Source organism: Paenibacillus sp. FSL R7-0204 (assembly GCF_038002225.1).
Classification (GTDB): Bacteria; Bacillota; Bacilli; order Paenibacillales; family Paenibacillaceae; genus Paenibacillus_AQ.
In genome coordinates this window covers 233,835-253,854 of sequence record NZ_JBBOCA010000001.1, presented here as the reverse complement: position 1 = coordinate 253,854, position 20,020 = coordinate 233,835, and the positions used below count along the sequence as shown (strand labels likewise).

At 53.4% G+C, this 20,020-nt stretch carries 17 protein-coding genes; 1 reads left to right on the top strand and 16 read right to left on the bottom strand.

Features of this window, described 5'->3' with window-relative positions:
- Positions 1-58: 58 nt before the first annotated feature.
- The 9 genes from MKX42_RS01240 to MKX42_RS01200 all read right to left on the bottom strand — a co-directional run bounded on the left by MKX42_RS01240 (position 59) and on the right by MKX42_RS01200 (position 10,987).
- Positions 59-226, bottom strand: coding sequence for a CxxH/CxxC protein (locus MKX42_RS01240; protein WP_063829067.1), 168 nt, complete (start codon positions 224-226; stop codon positions 59-61).
- Positions 227-328: 102 nt separating this feature from the next.
- Positions 329-2,125 (bottom strand): M3 family oligoendopeptidase, encoded by a 1,797-nt coding sequence (locus tag MKX42_RS01235; RefSeq protein WP_340750567.1) that lies wholly within the window; start codon positions 2,123-2,125, stop codon positions 329-331.
- 508 nt (positions 2,126-2,633) lie between these two features.
- On the bottom strand, positions 2,634-4,430 hold the full coding sequence (cydC, locus tag MKX42_RS01230; protein WP_340750565.1) for a thiol reductant ABC exporter subunit CydC: 1,797 nt from the start codon (positions 4,428-4,430) through the stop codon (positions 2,634-2,636).
- Positions 4,427-6,196 (bottom strand): thiol reductant ABC exporter subunit CydD, encoded by a 1,770-nt coding sequence (gene cydD / locus MKX42_RS01225; protein WP_340750563.1) that lies wholly within the window; start codon positions 6,194-6,196, stop codon positions 4,427-4,429. The genes cydC and cydD overlap by 4 nt, the downstream gene beginning before the upstream one ends.
- Positions 6,196-7,209 (bottom strand): cytochrome d ubiquinol oxidase subunit II, encoded by a 1,014-nt coding sequence (cydB, locus tag MKX42_RS01220; protein ID WP_340750561.1) that lies wholly within the window; start codon positions 7,207-7,209, stop codon positions 6,196-6,198. Before cydB ends, cydD begins: the two co-directional genes overlap by 1 nt.
- Before the next feature lie 3 nt (positions 7,210-7,212).
- Positions 7,213-8,601 (bottom strand): cytochrome ubiquinol oxidase subunit I, encoded by a 1,389-nt coding sequence (locus tag MKX42_RS01215; protein WP_340750559.1) that lies wholly within the window; start codon positions 8,599-8,601, stop codon positions 7,213-7,215.
- A gap of 223 nt (positions 8,602-8,824) precedes the next feature.
- Positions 8,825-9,055 carry a cold-shock protein gene (locus MKX42_RS01210; RefSeq protein ID WP_036699797.1) on the bottom strand — a complete coding sequence of 77 codons (231 nt, stop codon included), beginning with the start codon at positions 9,053-9,055 and terminating at the stop codon, positions 8,825-8,827.
- A gap of 90 nt (positions 9,056-9,145) precedes the next feature.
- The gene (locus tag MKX42_RS01205; RefSeq protein WP_019914582.1) at positions 9,146-9,346 is read right to left on the bottom strand and encodes a cold-shock protein; all 201 of its coding nucleotides are present in this window, start codon (positions 9,344-9,346) and stop codon (positions 9,146-9,148) included.
- 393 nt (positions 9,347-9,739) lie between these two features.
- Positions 9,740-10,987: a S1C family serine protease gene (locus tag MKX42_RS01200; protein WP_340750556.1), complete on the bottom strand. Its 1,248-nt coding sequence runs from the start codon at positions 10,985-10,987 to the stop codon at positions 9,740-9,742.
- Between the two features lie 355 nt (positions 10,988-11,342).
- Here MKX42_RS01200 and MKX42_RS01195 point away from each other — a divergent pair, with 355 nt between their 5' ends.
- Entirely contained in the window at positions 11,343-11,549 is a 207-nt protein-coding gene (locus tag MKX42_RS01195; protein ID WP_209879260.1) for a hypothetical protein, read from the top strand.
- Here the strand turns inward: MKX42_RS01195 and MKX42_RS01190 are convergent.
- The 7 genes from MKX42_RS01190 to MKX42_RS01160 all read right to left on the bottom strand — a co-directional run bounded on the left by MKX42_RS01190 (position 11,518) and on the right by MKX42_RS01160 (position 19,815).
- Positions 11,518-12,324: an MBL fold metallo-hydrolase gene (locus MKX42_RS01190; RefSeq protein WP_036699804.1), complete on the bottom strand. Its 807-nt coding sequence runs from the start codon at positions 12,322-12,324 to the stop codon at positions 11,518-11,520. The two genes, MKX42_RS01195 and MKX42_RS01190, sit on opposite strands and share 32 nt — an antisense overlap.
- A gap of 16 nt (positions 12,325-12,340) precedes the next feature.
- Positions 12,341-13,081, bottom strand: a complete 741-nt coding sequence (gene yycI / locus MKX42_RS01185; RefSeq protein WP_340750554.1) for a two-component system regulatory protein YycI — start codon at positions 13,079-13,081, stop codon at positions 12,341-12,343.
- A 48-nt stretch (positions 13,082-13,129) separates the two neighbouring features.
- Entirely contained in the window at positions 13,130-14,422 is a 1,293-nt protein-coding gene (locus MKX42_RS01180; RefSeq protein WP_340750553.1) for a YycH family regulatory protein, read from the bottom strand.
- Entirely contained in the window at positions 14,419-16,251 is a 1,833-nt protein-coding gene (gene walK / locus MKX42_RS01175) for a cell wall metabolism sensor histidine kinase WalK (RefSeq protein ID WP_340750551.1), read from the bottom strand. Before walK ends, MKX42_RS01180 begins: the two co-directional genes overlap by 4 nt.
- On the bottom strand, positions 16,251-16,982 hold the full coding sequence (yycF, locus tag MKX42_RS01170) for a response regulator YycF (RefSeq protein WP_340750549.1): 732 nt from the start codon (positions 16,980-16,982) through the stop codon (positions 16,251-16,253). Before yycF ends, walK begins: the two co-directional genes overlap by 1 nt.
- 248 nt (positions 16,983-17,230) lie before the next feature.
- Positions 17,231-18,784 (bottom strand): M23 family metallopeptidase, encoded by a 1,554-nt coding sequence (locus MKX42_RS01165; RefSeq protein WP_340750548.1) that lies wholly within the window; start codon positions 18,782-18,784, stop codon positions 17,231-17,233.
- Between the two features lie 353 nt (positions 18,785-19,137).
- Complete coding sequence (locus tag MKX42_RS01160) at positions 19,138-19,815, bottom strand: hypothetical protein (RefSeq protein ID WP_340750546.1); 678 nt, start codon at positions 19,813-19,815, stop codon at positions 19,138-19,140.
- Positions 19,816-20,020: the final 205 nt, after the last annotated feature.

Sequence of the window (20,020 nt, the reverse complement as noted above, 5' to 3'; positions counted from 1 at the left end):
CACGCCAAAACACCCTGCAGCCTTCACGGCCACAGGGTGTTTCTTATTCCGGCCGCCCTCAGACGACCAGATATTCCGCATTTCGTTCACATTCCGCACATTTCGCCGGCGGGTCCCAGTCCGAGAACTCCGTCTCCTTCAGATCGACTACATCCGGTGCATCCTCGTACTCGTCCACAAATTTGTCGATGGCCAGCTCTACGTGTTCCTTACAGACTACATACATTCAATCAAGCATCCCTTTCTGTGCCGCTGCGGCGTAGACTTATACTACTGTTCTACCACACTTCCCTGCAAAAAGGAACCTCCCGCAGCGCAAAACGCGACTCTATTCCCGCCCCGTAAACTTCCGGACATCCCCGGCAATGAATCCGAGCGCCTCCTGCCAGAAATTCAGGGAATGCACATCAATATCCATCAGCTTCGCAGCGTCTGCGATGCTCCGGGTACTGGTCGCTGACAGGAACTGTTCATAGCGGCTCACGAACGCCTGCCCCTGCTTTTGGTACTGGGCATACAGCCCCTTGGAGAACAGCAGCCCGAAGGAATACGGGAAGTTCAGGAACTCATTGCCTGCCATATAATACCCCGCCTTGCTAATCCACTGGTAAGGATGAATGGACCCGGGCAGCACGCTGTCCCCGTAAGCCGCAGCCATTGATTCCAGCATCAGTGCGTTCAGCTCCTCTAATGGAAGGGGACCGGATAACCGGCGGGCATAGAGCGCGCTCTCGAAGCAGTACCTGGCATAGAAATCGACAATATAATACCCTGCATCCGAGAGACTCCGTTCCAGGATCGCATCCGCTTCCTCCGCAGCCAGCGAGTTCAAGAGTTCAACATGAATCAGACTCTCGTAAAAAATCGACGCCGTCTCCGCAATCGGCACCGGATAATCCATGTTGACCATCGTATGTCCTGCGAGGCGGCTGGTATGATACGCATGCCCAATCTCGTGGGCCAGCACACTCACATCTATATATTGGCCGTGGAAGCTTGTTATGATCCGGCTCTCTCCTATCGGGACGATATCAATACACATCCCGAAATTGCCCTTTCCGCTGCGCGGCTCGGCATCAATCCAGCGCTCCCCGAACACCTTGCGGGCGAACCCGCCCAACTCGGGGCTGAACCTGTTAAACCCCGCGATAATCATCGCCTGGGCCTCGGCATAGGTTACGCGGACTGAAGACTCCGTACCAACGGGCGCAAAAACATCCCAGAACGGCAGCTGTCCCTCCGCATGCCCCAGCCGCCCCGCCTTCCCGGCATAATATTGCCGGAAGACCGGCAGGCTCTCCCGGATGGCCTGAAGCATTACCTCCAGCGTCACCTGATCCATCCGTGCTGCTTCCAGCACCTTATGCAGCGGGGAGGCATAGCCTCTCAGCTCATAGACAGTCGCTGCCTCACCACTGACGGCATTAATACAGGCAGCACTCTGCTCCGCTACGCTGCGGCAAGCCTCATGCTCTGCTTCAGCCGCTGCCTGCCGTACCGCAGGATCGGGGTCGTAGACCAGATTCCGCAGCTCCGCCAGCGTCACACTGCGGGTCACCCCTGTCAGCTCCAGATCGGTCCGCAGTGTAGACAGCGTCTGCATGTACAGCCGCTCCCACGCTTTGGAGCCGGTGTTCTGCATCCGGGCAATCACCGCTTCGCCTTCTGCGCTGAGCATATGCTGCGATTTCCCCTGTAACCCGCGCAGATAGAAGCTATGCTGCTCCAGATAAGCGCTTGAACGGAGACTCCGCTCCAGTTCAACCGCACTTACCCCTGCCAGCCACTTGCTGAAGCGGACCAAGGCTTCCCCTGCCCCGCTAGTCACCTCTTCCAGCTCGTCCATCAGATTTACAGCTTCCTCACACTGGCTGTCCGCACTGAACCGCAGCTCCGCGTAGCTGAACAGACGCAAATATAGCTGTTGATACGCATTATATTGTTTAAGGAACTCTTCCATCAGGTCTGCAGCGTCCAGCCCGCTGATGGGCTGCGAGGCCGACCATGCATTCAGCTCCCCGGCAAGGCTCTCCACCTGCCTGCGGTCCTGCTGAAATCCCTCCGACTTGAACGAGGGATAGATCCGGTCCAGATTCCATGTTAATTCGCACGTTGTTGATTCCATTGATTAATCTCTCCTTATTTATAATCGCAGGAGCCCTCCGTTATCACATGCTTCCACCCCGTTCTAATTGATCCTGACAGGATCATCCGTTTCAGTATACCTTAGTTCATGAACTTGTCCCATCCACAGCCAGGCACCTTTTTCCGCATACACCCGGCCCCAACACCCAGCACTTTCGCCCAATGTGATCGGTTTTTCGATTACATCCGGCCCGCACACCCCAGCACTCGCCCAATGTGATCGGTTTTCCGATTACATCCCGCCCGCACACCCAGCACTCGCCCAATGTGATCGGTTTTCCGGTTACATTCCGCCCGCACACCCAGCACTCGCCCAATGTGATCGGTTTTCCGGTTACATCCCGCCCGCACACCCAGCACTCGCCCAATGTGATCGGTTTTCCGATTACATTGGGCCCACGTGCAAAAAAAGCTCTTCCTGCCCCCAGCGGGACAGGAAGAGCTTTTCCGTTGTACTCACACACTTACCTCGGCTCTAATCCTAGCCTCTACACACCATCTGCCCCATTCAGATATTGACCCGGCCGGTCCAGCTCATAGAGCTTGCGGTAACGCGGCTGCTGCTCCATCAGCTCGGCATGGGTGCCGCGCATCTCCACTTGGCCGTTCTCCATGAAGATGACCTCGTCCATCTGCTCGGCGCCCACCAGATGATGCGTGACCCAGATCAGCGTCTTGCCGGTCATTGCCTCGAACATCGTGGCCAGCAGCTCGCGCTCCGTGCGCGGGTCTAGTCCAACGGTTGGCTCGTCCAGCACAACCACCGGCGTATTCTGCAGCAGAATACGTGCCAGGGCCATCCGCTGGCGCTCTCCGCCGGAGAAGCGCTGCCCCGCCTCGCGTACCGGAGTATCATAGCCCTCCGGCAGCGAAGAGATCAGCGTATCCAGCTTCGCCAGGGCTGCCGCCTGCTGGACCGCTGCCTCCGAGGCCCCCGGGTCCCCGAGCCGGATATTGTTCGCCACCGTGGTGTCGAACAGATGCGGGCTCTGGTTCAGCACCGCGATGAGCTGCGGAATCCGCTCACCGTAAGCCGCAGCATCGATTCCGTTAATCGTCACGGAGCCGATGGTGGGCGCTATCACGCCCTGCACCAGCTTGAGCAGTGTCGATTTACCGGCTCCGCTGCGGCCGATCACGGCAACCTTCCGCCCCTGCGGCAGCGCAAGGTCCAGCCCCTGAACAGAGAAGTCGTCGCCCGCCGCATAGCGGTAGCCCGCCGACTTCAGTTCAATCTGAACCTGTCCGCTGGCCTTAGCCGCCTGCAGCACAGCGTCAGCCTCCGCTCCCGCACTCCCAGCAGCAGTTCCCGCGCTAAGCGGTGCATCTCCCGCTGCGGCTTCCACGCCCTCCAGCCGCACCAGTGAATTCCGGTATTGCGGAATTTTCTCCACGGCCTCGGATACGGGCAGAAAGGCATCCGCCACCGGGAAGACCACCAGCACGAACGCCGCAATCAGCGTTCCGGCAATCGCCCCTTCAGCATACTGTCCAGCTGCCCAGTATAACAAAGACAACACGGCCAGTCCGACAACCGCCTGACCGATGAACATACGCAGCCGCGCCCAGCGCCGCAGCGAACCGTCTATGCGGGCAACCGCCTGCTCGTCCGCTTCATACGTATCGACGAACTGGCTCTGCCGCCCGCTGATAACCCAGTCGCTTAAGCCGAGGACAGCATCTGTCAGCTTTTGATACAGCCGGTTGCGCTCCTGCTTCACCTGACGCTGACGCTTCTGGGTCAGTAAGAGGGAGATCAGCGGCAATACGACAACCAGCACCAGCATATAGAGTCCCATAAGCAGAGCAAAGGCCACATCGAACGTCCCAAGCGCAATCATCGCCGCTGCATAGATCAATAGCGCGATAATACCCGGAAAGACCGTACGCAGATACACATTCTGCAAATATTCGATATCATCGGCAAGCATACCGAGAATATCCCCGGTACGGAAGCGTGAGGACAAGAACAGCGCCTGCGGCTCCAGCATATGGTACAGCCGGACCCGCATCTTCGACAGAATGCGCAGTATCGTGTCATGTCCCACCAGCCGCTCCACATAGTGAATAACAGCCCGGCTGGTCCCGAAGGTGCGCACACCGACAATAGGGACATAGATCATCAGTATATTTTCCGGCGGAATCGAGGCCTTCGAGATCAGGAAGCCTGAGGTGTACATCAGCGAAGACGCCGAGAAGATGGTCAGTGCGCCCAGCAAGATGATTAACACGAACCGCCAGAAGTAGGCAGAGTAATAGGGAGCAAACCATCCTTCACGTTTCAATGGATTCCCTCCAATTGACTTTGAATAAGCTCATAATAAGCACCCCTCCGCGCAGTCAGCTCGTCGTGTGTGCCTATTTCAGCCACCCGTCCCTGCTGCATAACGACAATCAGATCCATGTCGGTCATCCAGTGCAGGCGGTGTGTAGCCAGGAATACCAGCTTGCCTTCGAACAGGGGCAGCATCGTCTCCTTCAGCTCATATTCCGTCTCAATGTCCAGATGGGCCGTCGGCTCATCCAGCAGCATGATCGGGCGGCTGCTCAGCAGAGCGCGGGCCAGAGCCACACGCTGCTCCTGTCCGCCGCTGAGCGAACGGCCGCCGCCGCCGATCATTTCGTTCAGACCTTCCGGCAGCGAGGACACCAGCTTCGATAAACCGGCTGACTCCAGCGCGGCAGCTACAGCCTCCTGCGAAGCCTCGGGATAATAGAACCGGACATTATCAGCCAGCGTGCCGCTGAAGATATACGGGCGCTGCGGAATATAAGCCGTCTGCTTCCGCCATCCCTCATCGGTCAGCGCACTGACCAGGCCTCCATTAATCGTAAGCGCTCCAGAGGTTGGATGCAGGAAGCCGCCCAGAATATCTATGAGTGTAGACTTGCCTGCGCCGCTCTCCCCGATAATGCCAATCTTGCGATAGCCGCTGAATTCAAGATGAACAGCTTCCAGTGACGTCACTCCGTCCGCTTCATAGGTCACGCCTACCCCGTCAAGCTTCAGGTGGCTCTTATTGTTCCACGTGAAAAAGTCGTCTGACCAAGCTCCGCCCAGGCCCGCCATCTCCTTCTGCCCACCCGGCTCCAGCAGCTTCGCCTGGACGGTCTCACGGTCAATGATGTCCTTCATTGCTTCGCCAGCTTCCTTGCCGTCCAATGTGGCATGGAAATCTGCACCCACCAGCCGCACCGGCAGGAAATATTCCGGCGCGAGAATCAGGATCGTCAGTCCGGTAACCAGCGTCATCTGTTCATTGACCAGACGCAGACCAAGGCTTACCGCTACCGAAGCGACAGACAGCATGGTGAAGAAATCCAGTGCGAACGAGGACAGGAAGGCCACTCGCAGCGTACGCATAGTTGCTGAACGGTAGCGGTCACTGACCTTGGCGATACTCTCACTGTGACTGCGGCTTCGTCCAAGGAATTTCAGCGTCTCCAGACCGCGCAGCGAATCCACAAAGTGATTCGATAAGGTACGGTAAGACTTCAGCTGACGGTCCATCTGCTTGCGGGCCGTCATCCCGATCAGGATCATGAATACAATAATGATCGGCATCGTTAAGGTAAGAATGACACCGCTGGACGTATCCAGGGTGAACACATAGACAAGCAGCAGAGCGGGTGTTACCGCCATACCGACCATCCGTGGAATAATCAGCTCCAGGTATGTGCGGAACTTCGTTACTCCTTCAAGGACTAATGTGACCATATTTCCGGTCCCCCGGTCGCCAGCCAGTCTTGGTCCTAACTGGAACAGCTTGTCCATCATCTGTCTCCGCATGCTGCTGCCGGTCGCTTCCGCGAAGCGGTACGCCGCCCGGCTCATCAGCATAGCACAGGCATGACGCACAAGAAACGCAAGAAGGAACAAGAGCGCTCTAGCCCCTTGTTCCTTCAGCGGTTCTCCCGCAAACAGCGCAGAGACAGCTTCTGCCAGCGACTTCGCCAGCAGAAGAATGGAGAAGCTTTGCACCAGGGTTAGGAAGCCAACCAGCAGAAAGACGGGCTTAACTCCTTTGTACCCAAGCAAATTTTTATCCATTAGTATTCAAGATGCTCCTTCTCATGAACCCGTTTGTGGAAGATGAAATAACTCCATATCTGATAGCCCAGCACGAACGGCAGCAGAGTCAGCGCTACAATCGTCATCACCTTCAGCGAATATTGGCCGGAGGCCGCATTCGTAATGGTCAGGTTGAATGCCTGATCCAGCGAACTGATCATCACCCGCGGGAACAGTCCGATGAAGATCGATGCAACAGACAGCGCCATCACTGCACCAGTCATTCCGAAGGCATAGCCGTCCTTCTTCCTCATCATGAAATATCCGGCCAGCAGATAAGCGGCTACAGCGAGAACGACTACAATCCACAGCAGCGTTCCGCGTTTATCGAAGATATCCGTCATAGTATACGTCATCACTACGAAGGCTACCAGCAGCGCCGCCAGTGGAATCAGCAGCTTCTGGGCCAGCTTACGTGCCCGTTCCTGCAGATCTCCAAGCGTGCGGAGCGTAGTGAACATCAGCCCGTGTACCAGACACAGCAGGACAACCGTAATCCCTGCAACCACCGTATATGCATTAACGATATCGAAGAATCCGGCATACATCTGCATATCCTTATCAATCGGCAAGCCCTTGATGAAGCTGGCGAATACCACGGCGAGCAGGAACGGCGGCAGGAAGCTGCCGAAGAAGATGCAGACATCCCATGTTTTCTGCCAAGCCTTGGAATCGCGTTTACCTCTGAACTCGAAGGCGACACCACGTGCGATCAACGCCAGCAGAGCAAATACAAACGGTATATAGAAACCGCTGAACAGCGTAGCATACCAATGCGGGAAGGCCGCGAACATTGCACCGGCACCCGTAATCAGCCATACCTCATTTGCATCCCAGAACGGCCCGATCGAATTGATCAGTATCCGGCGCTCCGTATCATTCTTGGCCAGAATCTGCGTCTCCATCCCTACACCGAAGTCGAAGCCCTCCAGGAAGAAGAATCCGACGAACAGCACCGCAATCAGCAGAAACCATAATTCATTAAGTGACATTGGTTAGCCCTCCTTGTTATACGGATCGTGGGATTCACCGTGTTCGTTATCCATAGCATAAGGACCTTTTTTGATCACTTTGACGAACAGGCCGACCAGCACTGCACCCAATATGGCATAGATCGCGGTAAAAGAAATCACCGAGAAAAGCACCTGTCCGCTTGTAATATTAGGCGACACACTGTCTTCTGTAGTCATAAGTCCGAATACCGTCCATGGCTGACGCCCGATCTCTGTCATAATCCAACCGGCCGTGTTGGCAATCGGCGGAAGCAACAGTCCCCAGAACATGAAGCGCATGAACCAGGTATTCGGTCTGTCCATCTTTTTGCGCCACATGAGGTAGATAGCATATACCCCAAACAGCATCATCAGCGTGCCTGCAGCAACCATGATCCGGAAGCTCCAGAAGGTTGTTTTGACGGGCGGAATATAATCTCCTGGTCCGTAGGCTACTTCATACTCCTTCTGCAGCTCCAGCATCCCCTTCACATCACCGGAGAATTTACTGTAGGACAGGAAGCTCAGCAGATACGGAACCTGAACTTCATTGCTGTTGGTCTGGTTCTTCACATCGATATTGGCAAATACGGTCCAAGGTGCCGGGTCGCCGCTCTCACCCCACAGCGCTTCGGATGCGGCCATCTTCATTGGCTGTGTCTCTACCAGATATTGAGCCTGTGCATGTCCTGCAACCGCAACGCCGAAGGAAGAGATAACCCCTACAATGGCTGCAATCTCGAATGATTTTCGGAAAAAGGCAACGTCCTGCTTCTTAAGCAATTTGTAAGCACTGATCCCTGTTACCAGGAAGGCGCCTGTAGCGTAAGCGGCAAGCACTGTATGCGGAAATTCCACCAGCAGCTGGCCGTTCGTAATCAGTGCGAAGATGTCATTCATCTCAGCCCGGCCATTGTTAATCTGGAAGCCGACCGGATGCTGCATGAACGAGTTAGCCAGCAGAATCCAGAATGCCGACAGCATCGTCCCGAAGGCGACCAGCCAGATGGATAATAGATGAATCCGCTTGGACACCTTATCCCAGCCGAAGATCCAGATTCCGATGAACGTGGACTCCAGGAAGAAGGCCAACAAGGCTTCAATCGCAAGCGGAGCCCCGAACACATCACCGACGAAGCGCGAATAATCTGACCAGTTCATTCCGAACTGGAATTCCTGCAAGATCCCTGTTACTACACCTACTGCGAAGTTAATCAGGAATAGCTTCCCCCAGAATTGCGCCATTCTTTTGTACTCTTCATTGCCCTTTCTTACGTACATGGTCTCCATAATGGCAATTATGAGCGCAAGTCCGATCGATACTGGCACAAAGAAATAATGAAAAATCGTCGTCGACGCAAATTGTATACGCGACAGCAGTACTGTATCCATATTTCTCCCCTTCCTTCTCCCCATTTCGTATGTCTATTTTGTCAAATTTCTATCACTCGAAGTGTGATAATTATCACATTATACGCCCCATTTAGGCATAAAAAACAATAAATTTGTGACAAATATCACAATATTGCGTTTAAAAGCAAAAAAAATAAGACGGATTCACCGTCTTGAATGTGTCTATCATATATAAGTTGTCTTGACTCATAAAGGTATTGGTCTAGGTAATGGAAATACCTTTCTTAAGCGATTTGAGATCGCCATTTGAATTAAGCAATTGCGGCAGCATCTTCATGCTACGAACCATTGGGGAATGACAGAGACGGCAGGAAGGTGCATGTTCAAATGCGAAATTATCCCTCATCCATCCATTACAATCCTCATTGGTACAGGCCCAAATTGCGGTATTTTCTTCCGGTACTTCCTCCAAAGGCTTTTTCCGGTAGTTCATTGCCGTTCCTCCTTCCTTTATGTTGCAAGCAAGTAACGATAAAAAAAGACCGTCCCAACTTTCACAAGCGGGGACGGTATCTTCTATTAATTACAGTTTTACAACGTTTTCGGCTTGTGGTCCACGGTTGCCTTGAACAACGTTGAATTCAACGCGTTGGCCTTCGTCCAAAGTTTTGAAGCCGTCGCCAGTGATTGCGCTGAAGTGAACGAATACGTCGCTTCCGCCTTCAACTTCGATGAAACCGAATCCTTTTTCTGCGTTGAACCATTTAACTGTACCTGTTTGCATGTGTGTTACCTCCACAAATTTAAATTAATATGTTCTTTTTATCTTCAGACAAAGAAAAAATTCACACATTGAGAAAGGTTGTAGCTTTGGTTGACAGCCCTTTTCAATGCGAGAATAAGGTATCAATGTATGAATGATTTCATGTTACCACACCTTAATAACAAAGGCAAGCTGTTCCATCCTAATTTCTCCGTTTTTCCCCTTATAAGGACTACTTCCCAATGTAAGGGCTACCAGTCATAATGATTTGTAATATTTATACCCAATACTACCAATTACCCCATTTATTTATTCTTGAAACAGCCCCGCCCTCTTCTTTTTTCCTGAAAAGGACGGCTTAAACTGTTTCCGTAATCGTGACTGCCTCATTATTATATACGGCCATTTCCAATTTTATTCCTCTGGCTTCTCAAGAAGCTGGACTGTTGTCTGCTTCACTTCACCATTACGGTAGAAGGTAATCTTCAGCTTATCTCCGATCTTGGTATGATCGTACAGATATTTGCGCAGCGACAGCGTGGAGGTAATCGGCTTATCGTTGAACTTCGTAATCACATCGTTAAGCTGCAGGCCTGCATCCTTCGCCGGTCCCACAGCATCCAGGACCACAACCCCATCCGTTACTGTAGACGGAAGATTAAGCTCCTTGCGCTGGTCATCGGCCAGCGGCACATACGGATTATTCAGATCCACTGAATAGACGCCCAGGTATGACCGGGCTATACGGCCTTTGGAGGTAAGCTCATTGGCTGTGTCCACTACACGATTGGCGGGAATCGCAAAGCCCAATCCCTCTACCCCCGTATCGGAGATCTTCATCGTATTGATACCAATCACCTTGCCGTCCAGATCGACCAGAGCGCCCCCGCTGTTGCCCTCGTTAATGGCTGCATCCGTCTGGATCACTTCCTGCTCCCAATCGTACACGCCGTCCTGGTTCAGTGACACCGGTATCGTCCGCTCTGTGTAGCTGACAATGCCGGAAGTTAGTGTATCCCCAAGTCCTAGCGGGTTACCGATGGCAATGACAGTCTCACCCAGACGCAGCTTGGAGGAATCCCCGATCTCAGCAATCCGGTCGATTCCCTTGCCGTCAATGGAGAGTACAGCAATATCACTCACCTTGTCGGCGCCCACCAGCTCAGCCTTGTGTGTCACGCCGTCTACTGTAACCACTTCCAGCTTGCCGGTACCCTCAATGACATGGTTATTCGTGATGATAAATGCCTTATTGTCGTCCTTCTTATAGATAACTCCCGAGCCTAGAGCGGATTCATCGAGAATATTAAGTTCCTTATTATCTTTTTTATGATTAATGATGCTCACTACCGCAGGTCGGATATGTGCAGCAGCCTGAATAATCCGGTCATACGGATCTGCGCTGCTCGCAGCCACCTTATCAATAACCACCGGGGCCTGAGCTCTCTCAGTGGTGAACTGTCCCGTTACCAGACTGAACAGCAGCACAGCCGCTACAGCACTGCAGACAGAGCTGATCAGCGAGATCTGCCAGGTTGCCAGCGACCGCTTCGATTTGCGGACAGCCCACTTGCCGTCAGCATATCCGCTGGTTGAGTTAGATTTGCCGCTTTTGCGCCGTGACACCTTGGTTGAATAGAAATCATCATCAAATAATCCCATGTTACACTCTCTCCCCTCTATTGCCACCGCATTCACGACTGAACGCCAAGCAACCACGCCCGAGCTTAACCGCTATATCTCTTAGACTTCACGAAGTACTAAAAGGTTTCACTTGATTTATTCACCACATTCCAGTGGGTTCTAAGCGCAAGGGATGTCTATTATTCTAATAAGCTACTAAAAAGTTTAACAGCTTGTATCCGGAATATTTTGCAACTTAAAAGACTACAATAGGATTAGAACGCTCTATATGATTGTATCACAGGCAGCCGCGCTGCCCACATGTTTTCTCTGTTAAATAAATGTAAATTATTCACAGCTTCATTACTATCCATTTCACAAGGAGGGCCGGACTATGGAATCTTTTTCAACAAGTAAAGATCTGGTGCAATTCATTGGCAAGCTAGGGGACCTTAAGGATGAACATTATCAGCTGATTCTTGTCCAGCATGCAATGATTGAGCTGTTAATTGATAAAGGGCTATTCTCCCGCCAGGAGCTGGAGCACAAGATTACCGAGGTTGACCGCCTTATGACTGGCTCACCTTATCCCATGGCGTAGGCCGGTCATAGTAGGTGTCGCAGAGCCTGAACTCACTGTCTTTGTAAAAGCAGCCCCGGTCCTCCATAGCCCCGCGCACGGACATCTTCGCCAGATCCATCATATTATGGTCTCTGCTCAGATGGGCCAGATAGGCGCGCTTGGTCCGCCCGCTCAGAATCTCGCTGAGCGCTGCGCCTGCCGCCTCATTGGACAGATGCCCCAGATCGCCGAGAATCCGCCGCTTCGTATTCCAGGGATAACGCCCCATCCGCAGCATTTCGATATCATGATTCGACTCCAGCACCAGTACATCGGCATCCGATATGGCCGTTCTCACCTTGTCGCTGACATACCCGAGGTCTGTCGCAACACATAGCTTCTCCTTGCCGTCATAGAAATTGTAAGCTACCGGCTCCGCAGCATCGTGGGAGATGGCGAAGGATTCCACCCGCATACTGCCGAAATCCCGGTGCTGCCCGGTCTCCATAATGACCCGGTTATGCTCCTCAATCTTGCCAATCCCCTTCTCAATGGCTCCCCAGGTGTTCGAATTCGCATAGATCGGAAGATTATACTTGCGGGCCATCGCGCCCAGCCCCTTAATATGATCCGAATGCTCGTGGGTCACAAGAATTCCGTCCAGCTCCGCTCCCGTCAGTTCGCGCATGGCCAGCAGCTCGTCAATCCGCTTCGCGCTCAGACCCGCGTCGATCATAAGTGTGGTCTCGCCGTTGCGCACCACTGTCACATTCCCGGTAGAACCGCTGGACAGTACTGTAAATGAAATCCCCATATCTCTCCTGCTCCTTCTACTCTGTTGTCTTCGGACTGATAATGTCCGCACTGATCGCATCCATATAGTAGGCGCTGCCGTCCTCCAAGATGAACCGCCACATCGGCGAAGCCACCTGGCTCTCGGAGTTGAACAGCTCACCGTAATAGCCCAGCTCAATCTCCTTCACTGCGGCATCCGCAGGAAAATACTTCTCGATCAGACTGCTAAGCGCCTGTGACGCCGGGAGCACCTTCTGCAGATCCTCGCTCCGGCTTGCTGCGATCTCAATCTTCGGCCAGCGGTAGGCCACAATCTTCTGGTCACTGTTAATCAGCTCCAGCCGCACTCTGAACAGGGACCACTTGTTATCCACCAGCGGATGCAGGACGAACTTGCCGACTTCACTCTCCTGTGAATCGAACCGGTAATTGGCAATGTCGGGAATCTGGCTCTTCAGCAGGTTGCTCAGCTCCGAGAATGAGGAGTACATCAGCTTGCTGTCGATCGGCTCCTTAAGCTTCACAGGCAGTTCATTCTGCTCTTCGGCCGAATACCGGTACGTGATATCAGGCAGCTGTGGAGTGCCAGCCGGAATCGGACACAGCAGCCGGATGTTTTTCTCTTCCATTACCGCCTGAGTCTCAGCAGACAGGGAAGTGAAGTCAAGTCCAGCGCTGACCTGATCACGCACATCAATCCATAGCTGATAGCACAGCAGCAGATTCAGCACCAGAAAGGCATATATCAATACACTCTTGGCCCTTCCCCAGTCCATAACGTCCCTCCTCGAATCGGTATTCTGTCCGCCTGGTTTAACTCCGCCCTAATTCAGTGTAAGCTCACTGCCATCGCTGAGCGTAACCCGCCAGACCGGATAAAGCTGCAGCCTCTCCCCGGCCAGCGCAGGCATATAGGCAGGTGTAAGCTCAATAATCCGCAAGGAGCTGCCGATCTGCGCCAGCCGCTGCTTCAGCAGTTCGCCGCCGGGCAGCTCGACAATGGTCTTCTCAGACTTCTCCTCATTCGTATACATCAGGGAGCGCTCATAGGAAGAGACCGTTCCCTGTTGGAGCTCCAGATGGATTACGCCGTACTGAAGCTGCGGATTACTCATGATCGGATAGGAGCCGGACGGATAAGCGCCATAATATTGCTGAAAAGAAACCTTGCGGTCCTGCCGGCCCTCCTCCGTAGCAGCCAGCCTGTAGGTTCCGTTCCAGCCGCCATGCCGGTTCACGAAATCCACCGCCTCCAGCGCATCCTTTGCCGGCGTACTGTCGCCATCCGGCAGTGCAGCCGGGTCGCTATAGCTCATCCAGTTCTGTTCTTGGTCTACCTGCAGGCTGCGCTTGCTATCCGTATAAATCTTGGAGCCATCCTTCTCCGGAATGTATCTGGTGCTGCCTGCATCGAAGAACAGATTGCTCTGCATTTGCTCAATGGTATACATACCCGCAGGCATCACGACCTTAACCAGCGGAACATCCGCCTCAGGGATATAATACTCACCGTTCACGGCTGTATACAGAGTCAGATTCTTGCCGAAGTCCACATGCTGCTGCACATCCTGAACCGTAAGATCGGCCTTAGCCGCCTCGTACACAATATCCCCGCGTGTGCTGAAGAAGATGGCATGGGCTTTGGAGTCGTTTTTGATATTATAGATCCAGATCCGGTCAATACTCTCCCCCTCGAACAGCGAATCCGGCGAGATCTGCATAACCCGCTGCAGCAGCGTTACCGGAATGCCTGCCCCGAACGACAGCTCAATGCCGGGATTCTCGCTGCGGATCTTGTCCCAGTCGAAGTCCTGTACGGACCGCCGCTGGAAGCTCTCGAAGCTGCGGCCCTTCAGGCGGTTCATAATGAGATTATAGAAGGTGGAGCTGGGGTAGAACAGCGTATGCTTGTCCCCGCCCATATGAATAATCATCTTATCGGGGTAGAGCAGGTTCTCCACCTTCTCCTCCGGCCCCATATTATCCGTCTTCACATATAAGGTCTTCGACAACACCGCCGAGTCGCTGCCGGGCAGCCTGTAGATCAGGTAATAGCTCTCCACGAGGCTTCCGAGTATAAGCAGAACCAGCATCCATGATTTGATTCTCTCCTTCACGCCTCACTCCCCCTTTGCTTCATCAAAGGCAGTGTGAACGTGACCACCGAGCCCTCATTCAGCTCCGATTGCAAGGAAATGGAGCCGCCGTGGGCTTTGACAATTTCCCGGGCAATGGACAGCCCCAGACCTGTACCGCCCATGTTCCGCGAGCGCGCCTTATCGACCCGGTAGAAGCGTTCAAAGATGCGCTCAATATCCTTCTTCGGAATCCCTATACCGGAGTCGCGGACAGACACGGCCAGCATTCCGTCCTCGTTCTTATGCGCCTCCAGCTGGATCGTCCCGCCCTCTGGCGTATACTTGAGGGCATTGGAAACCAGATTGCCCAGCACCTGATCAATCTGGTCGCGGTCCAGCCAGGCTGTAGCGACATCCTTACGCACCCTGGTGCTGATGTGAATCCGCTTCTGGCGGATCTGGAAGGAGAAGCGGTCCGCCACATCCTCCAGCATCTCGGTGATATCCGTCTGCTGAATGCGCAGGCTGGATTCCTTGGAATCCAGCCGCGACAGATGCAGCAGATCCGTAACCAGCCGGATCATGCGCTCCGTCTCATTGCGGATAACGCCGACGAACCGCACGGCGAGCTGCGGATCTTCAAGTGCTCCGTCATCCAGCGCCTCCGCATAGCTCTTGATCGTCGTAAGCGGCGTCCGCAGCTCATGCGACACATTCGCCACGAACTCCCGGCGGGACTCCTCCAGATTCTCCTGCTCCGTAACATCCTGCAGCACCGCAATCGTCCCGGCGATCCGTCCGCCTTCGCGGCGGTGAATCGGGGTGAAGGTCACCCGCACAATATTGGGGTCCTCGCCGACCATGGGGGACAGATGGAGCATAGCCGACTGTGGAACGCCCTGAGTTACCGAGACAGACTGCTCAGGCTCCAGCCCCAGCAGCCCGCCAAGCGAGGCTCCTGCCGGAAGCGGTCCTTCCGCGCCCAGCATCAGGGCAGCGCGTGTATTCATCAGAATGACCGCGCCGCTCTCGTCTGTGGCTACGACACCATCACTCATATTGGCGAGAATGGACGACAGCTTCTCCTTCTCCTCTTCGTTCTGCAGCAGCGCCTCGCGCAGCCGGTCCGTCATATAGTTGAAGGCCTGGCTCAGCTGGCCAATCTCATCATTGCCGAACACAGGAACCTTCCGGTTGAAGCGCCCTTCGGCCACAGCCGTGGCATGCTTGGTCATCTCCTTAATCGGATGTGTGATCGTATGGGCCAGAATGACCCCCAGTACGGCCGTCAACGCCAGCGCCAGCAGCAGCCCCGAGAGGAACACACTGTTAATCCGGCTCATGGTGGCATATAAGTCTTTCATATCGGCAGCTATATAGATGGCGCCTACCACCTTATCACCGGAAATTACCGGCTTCGCCACTACCTTCTTGCGCACATTATCATCAGCGATGATATATTCCTCATTATCGCTGATGCCCTGCAAGGCGCGGCTGACCACGGTCTGCGTGTTCCGCTGGCCGACATAGTCATTCTGTGAAGGGATCGAGGTGGTAATAATCTTGCCGCTCGCATCCAGCACCTGAATTTCTGCACCATTGATATACAGATTATTCACCATGCCGCGCAGGCTCTCCACCGCCGACTCCTCATCGGCTGTTCCTGTCTCACTGCCGAATTTGTCAGCGGTGAGGATCGAGAGCATCTCGGCCCGGGCCTTCAGATCCTTGGTGAAGTTATCCGTCAGCGAGTTCTTCATCGAGCTGACAAAGTATACGCCGATCAGCTGCATCGCAATCAGAATCAGCAGCACGTAGATTACGATAAGCCTGGCCTGAATCGTCCGGAAAAAGGACAGTGCCTTCATTACAACCCTCCGTTTTTGGGGCTATGCATCAAATAACCGAGTCCGCGCCGGGTATGAATATACTCCGGCTTGCTGGGATTCTCCTCAATTTTTTCTCTGAGCCGGCGGATGGTCACATCCACCGTCCGCACATCGCCGAAATATTCGAAGCCCCACACAGCCTGCAGCAGATGCTCCCGGGTCATTACCTTGCCCGCATGGCGGATCATATAATAGAGCAGCTCATATTCACGATGTGTCAGATCCAGCGGCTCACTATCCTTGTAGACCATGTACATATCCGTATCAATGAATAATCCGAAATGATAGACACCCTGCTTGCTCTCCACCGCTTCACTCGGCGCTTCCGACGGGGACGGCTTATGCTGGCGTCGCATTTGGGCCTTAACCCTGGCCAGCAGCTCACGGGTACTGAACGGCTTGGTCACATAATCATCCGCACCAAGCTCCAGACCCAGCACTTTATCAATCTCCCCATCCTTGGCGGTAAGCATAATGATAGGAATATCCAGATGGGCAGAGCGCACCTCACGGCAGACATCCATTCCGTCCTTGCCGGGCAGCATGAGATCCAGCAGCATCAGATCGGGGCGTTTGGACAGAGCCAGCTCCACCGCACTGTTGCCGTCGAAGGCGCAGATGACCTCGTAGCCCTCTTTTTCCAGATTGAATTTCAATATATCAGCAATAGGTTGTTCATCATCCACTACCAGAATCGTTCCCATTTGCATATGCTCAGCTTCACCTTTCTAACGATACTCGAAACCCTGATTCTTTTATTTTAACATACCTGGCTTAGTGTCACATCAAATTAACCCCACAAAGTGAGGCTTTAGCTTCGAGGATAACTCAGGTACTTTCCGGGGGCCCCAAAAACCTATAATTCAAGTAGAAATGCGTTACAACGGAAAATAAAAACCGCCCGAATTCATCCGGACGGCAGAAAAGAATTATAGAATGGTAGTCTAGCTTTTATCCATTATTTCAGGAACTTCATCGGATTGATGGCCGTCCCGTTTTTGCGGATCTCGAAATGCAGGTGCGTCCCCGTCGAGCGCCCGGTGCTGCCCATAATACCGATGGAACTGCCCTGTCCCAGCTTCTGTCCGGTTGAGACCGAGATACTGCTTAAATGCCCATAGTACGTAACGTATCCGTTGTTATGGTTAACGATCACCACATTGCCGTAACCGTTCTGCACACCGGCGAAGCTTACCGTCCCTGCATCCGCAGCCTTGATCGTGCGGTTGCCAGATACCAGATCGACTCCCTTGTGTGTGCGTCCCCAACGCTCGCCGTAGCTGCTGGAGATCATCGCTCCGCTAACCGGCCAGGCAAACATTCCTGTTCCTTCACCTACAACCTTGGTGCCGGAATAGACCACTTCGGGCAGAGAAGCCTTCACTACGCTCTGACCTAGCCACTCCTCCTGAACCACCTGTCCGTTCTCTTTGGTCAGCCTGTAATTCATCGTTTTAAGCCCGGTTTGTCCCGGACGGACTACCTTCCGCTTGCCTGCCGGCAGCTGGTCGCTCTTGCGGATAATAACCTCAGGCTCCGTGACCACCTCTTCGGTTACCTGTTCTACGGTCACTACCGTAAGATCAGGCTGCGGCACCGTTAGCTGCAATTCATCCCCAATCTGCAGACTAAGCTCCTTCACCCCAGGATTATTGCGGAAAATTTCCGCCTGGGTAATGTTAAACCGGGAAGCAATAGCAGAGACTGTGTCGCCTTCCTGAACCGCATAGCGCAGCGGCGCCTCTCTGCCTTCGGTGAGTACCTTGACTGCTTCTTCTACGCTAAGCACCTTATTGGGATCTGCCTTCACCGGAACGATGTTGACTTCCTCCCGAATCTTGACTGACTCCACCTGATCATTGGCGGCTGAACCAGCCGCTCCCGCCTTGGCCGCCGTCTTCTTCAGCTTCGCACCCGGAGCTGCCGCATTCTGCGGAGCGTAATGCGCCTTAACGGCCTGAAGCACTGCCGCCGCCGTCTCCTGATCCTTCACAATTCCCAGCGGTTCCCCGTCCACAGCCAGTTGTACGCCTACAGCATAAGCCTTGAGCATACCATCCAGCTTGTCCAGTGTAGCCTCGCTGTTAACCTCCGGCTTGTAAGCCCGCTGGGCCTCGGTAGTAATACCGCCGGTCTGCAGGACCATCACAGAGTCAGGATACTTGAGCTGATATTCCCGTCTCTTCTCCTCGAACAGCTTGTTCAACTCCGCCTGCTGGTTCAGCGCACCAATCTCCTCGCCGTTCACCAGCACCTTGTAGTAGGTTACTGTATTCGCTGTTACCTGCTTCTTCTGTGCCCCCACCAGGAAGGTGGCCAGCAGAACCAGACCGGCAGAAGCCATTATCCATGAACGCCGGCGGCGGCGGGATTTCATCTCCGGCTGAAAGACACGGGATTCACCCGAAGTCATTGCATCTGTACCTTGTTCACCTGCTGCACCAGATCCTGCGGATGCTTCTGCACGGTTCCGCAGGTTCCCCATCCGGCGTATAAACTTAAATCCTTTCATGAAACTCTCCCTTTCGGCTGTAAAAACAAGAATGTATATGCTTCGCGCATCCGATTTGCATGAGTACGAATATGACTGTATGACGCATACAAGTGGAAACGGCTTTGCTGTCCTTTTGAAGGACGGCACCGTTCCAGCGAGAAATATAAGGATAATGTATAGCGTGAAAGATATACATTCTTATATTTCGAAAAAGGTTACAAAATATTAACCCTTATTAGTCCTTTTTTACTGTACCACAGCCTGAAGAAATATTTCAACTTTGCTCCCATGGCGAAACCCGCGAAATTCGCGGGTTTATTCCCAAAATATGCGTTTTAAACGGCGAAATCGTGTCCAAAAAATGACAATTTTTAATTCTGGTTCATCCCACTACTATCCGGTGTAAGCATTTTCATCAGCGCCTTATATTCATCCTCATTGACGTACTTCGCAATGATACCCTGCAGTTCTGTAACTTCGCTCTCTGTCAAGCCGCCCTCCAGGGCAGCGGAGATCTTAATCATCTCCTCCTGGGGAAGCTTGTTCATCAGAATATTGAAGATATTGGATTTCGCATTAGCGGGCAGATTCTGCTTCAGATCGTTCATAGCCTCCGGCGTCATTACCAGATTCTGGTCCAGCCCCTGCTCACTTTGTTCTTCTCCCGCCGCGGCTTGTCCCATCACAGGCAGTGCATTATCCGGAACCGTCTCGTCCACCGCTTTCTCTTGAAGATTCCCGGCTTTTCCGCCACTGCTATCCTTCTTCTCCCCGTCCGTCTTGCCAGAATCAGCCTCCTTGGTAGAGTTCTTAGTCTCGCTTGAGGCCGCTTTGGAATTCTCCTTGGAGGCAGCCCCGCTGCCGCCCATACCAGTCAGACTCTTCACGAAGCCACCGATTCCCGGCCCTGGCCCGTCCAGCTTGATATCGAAGCTGGCCAGCACCGACTGGATATACGTATTCACCACATAGGCCGTTGTCAGCATGGACAGGCTGCTCGCCAGCACCACAATCAGGCAGACGCTCAGCGCACGCTTCACTATTTTCACCAATCTCACTCCCTTACACCCTGCTCTATTCAACCTCTGAAGAATCAGTTCGCTATGATCCCATTCTCACAGTATTGACTAGAACAACGTCCGGGAAACGTCCCCGAAGCACAGAATGGCTGATTAACCTGCTGAAAAAACATCTGGACATACAGAAACAGGAGCCCTACTAAGGCCCCTGCTCCTATACGTATCTATTTAGTTC

Coding starts and splice junctions, on each gene's coding strand:
- MKX42_RS01240 (WP_063829067.1), bottom strand. CDS start 226: ATGTATGTAGTCTGTAAGGAACACGTAGAGCTGGCCATCGACAAATTT.
- MKX42_RS01235 (WP_340750567.1), bottom strand. CDS start 2,125: ATGGAATCAACAACGTGCGAATTAACATGGAATCTGGACCGGATCTAT.
- cydD (WP_340750563.1), bottom strand. CDS start 6,196: ATGGATAAAAATTTGCTTGGGTACAAAGGAGTTAAGCCCGTCTTTCTG.
- cydB (WP_340750561.1), bottom strand. CDS start 7,209: ATGTCACTTAATGAATTATGGTTTCTGCTGATTGCGGTGCTGTTCGTC.
- MKX42_RS01215 (WP_340750559.1), bottom strand. CDS start 8,601: ATGGATACAGTACTGCTGTCGCGTATACAATTTGCGTCGACGACGATT.
- MKX42_RS01210 (WP_036699797.1), bottom strand. CDS start 9,055: ATGAACTACCGGAAAAAGCCTTTGGAGGAAGTACCGGAAGAAAATACC.
- MKX42_RS01205 (WP_019914582.1), bottom strand. CDS start 9,346: ATGCAAACAGGTACAGTTAAATGGTTCAACGCAGAAAAAGGATTCGGT.
- MKX42_RS01200 (WP_340750556.1), bottom strand. CDS start 10,987: ATGGGATTATTTGATGATGATTTCTATTCAACCAAGGTGTCACGGCGC.
- MKX42_RS01195 (WP_209879260.1), top strand. CDS start 11,343: ATGGAATCTTTTTCAACAAGTAAAGATCTGGTGCAATTCATTGGCAAG.
- MKX42_RS01190 (WP_036699804.1), bottom strand. CDS start 12,324: ATGGGGATTTCATTTACAGTACTGTCCAGCGGTTCTACCGGGAATGTG.
- yycI (WP_340750554.1), bottom strand. CDS start 13,081: ATGGACTGGGGAAGGGCCAAGAGTGTATTGATATATGCCTTTCTGGTG.
- walK (WP_340750551.1), bottom strand. CDS start 16,251: ATGAAGGCACTGTCCTTTTTCCGGACGATTCAGGCCAGGCTTATCGTA.
- yycF (WP_340750549.1), bottom strand. CDS start 16,982: ATGCAAATGGGAACGATTCTGGTAGTGGATGATGAACAACCTATTGCT.
- MKX42_RS01165 (WP_340750548.1), bottom strand. CDS start 18,784: ATGAAAGGATTTAAGTTTATACGCCGGATGGGGAACCTGCGGAACCGT.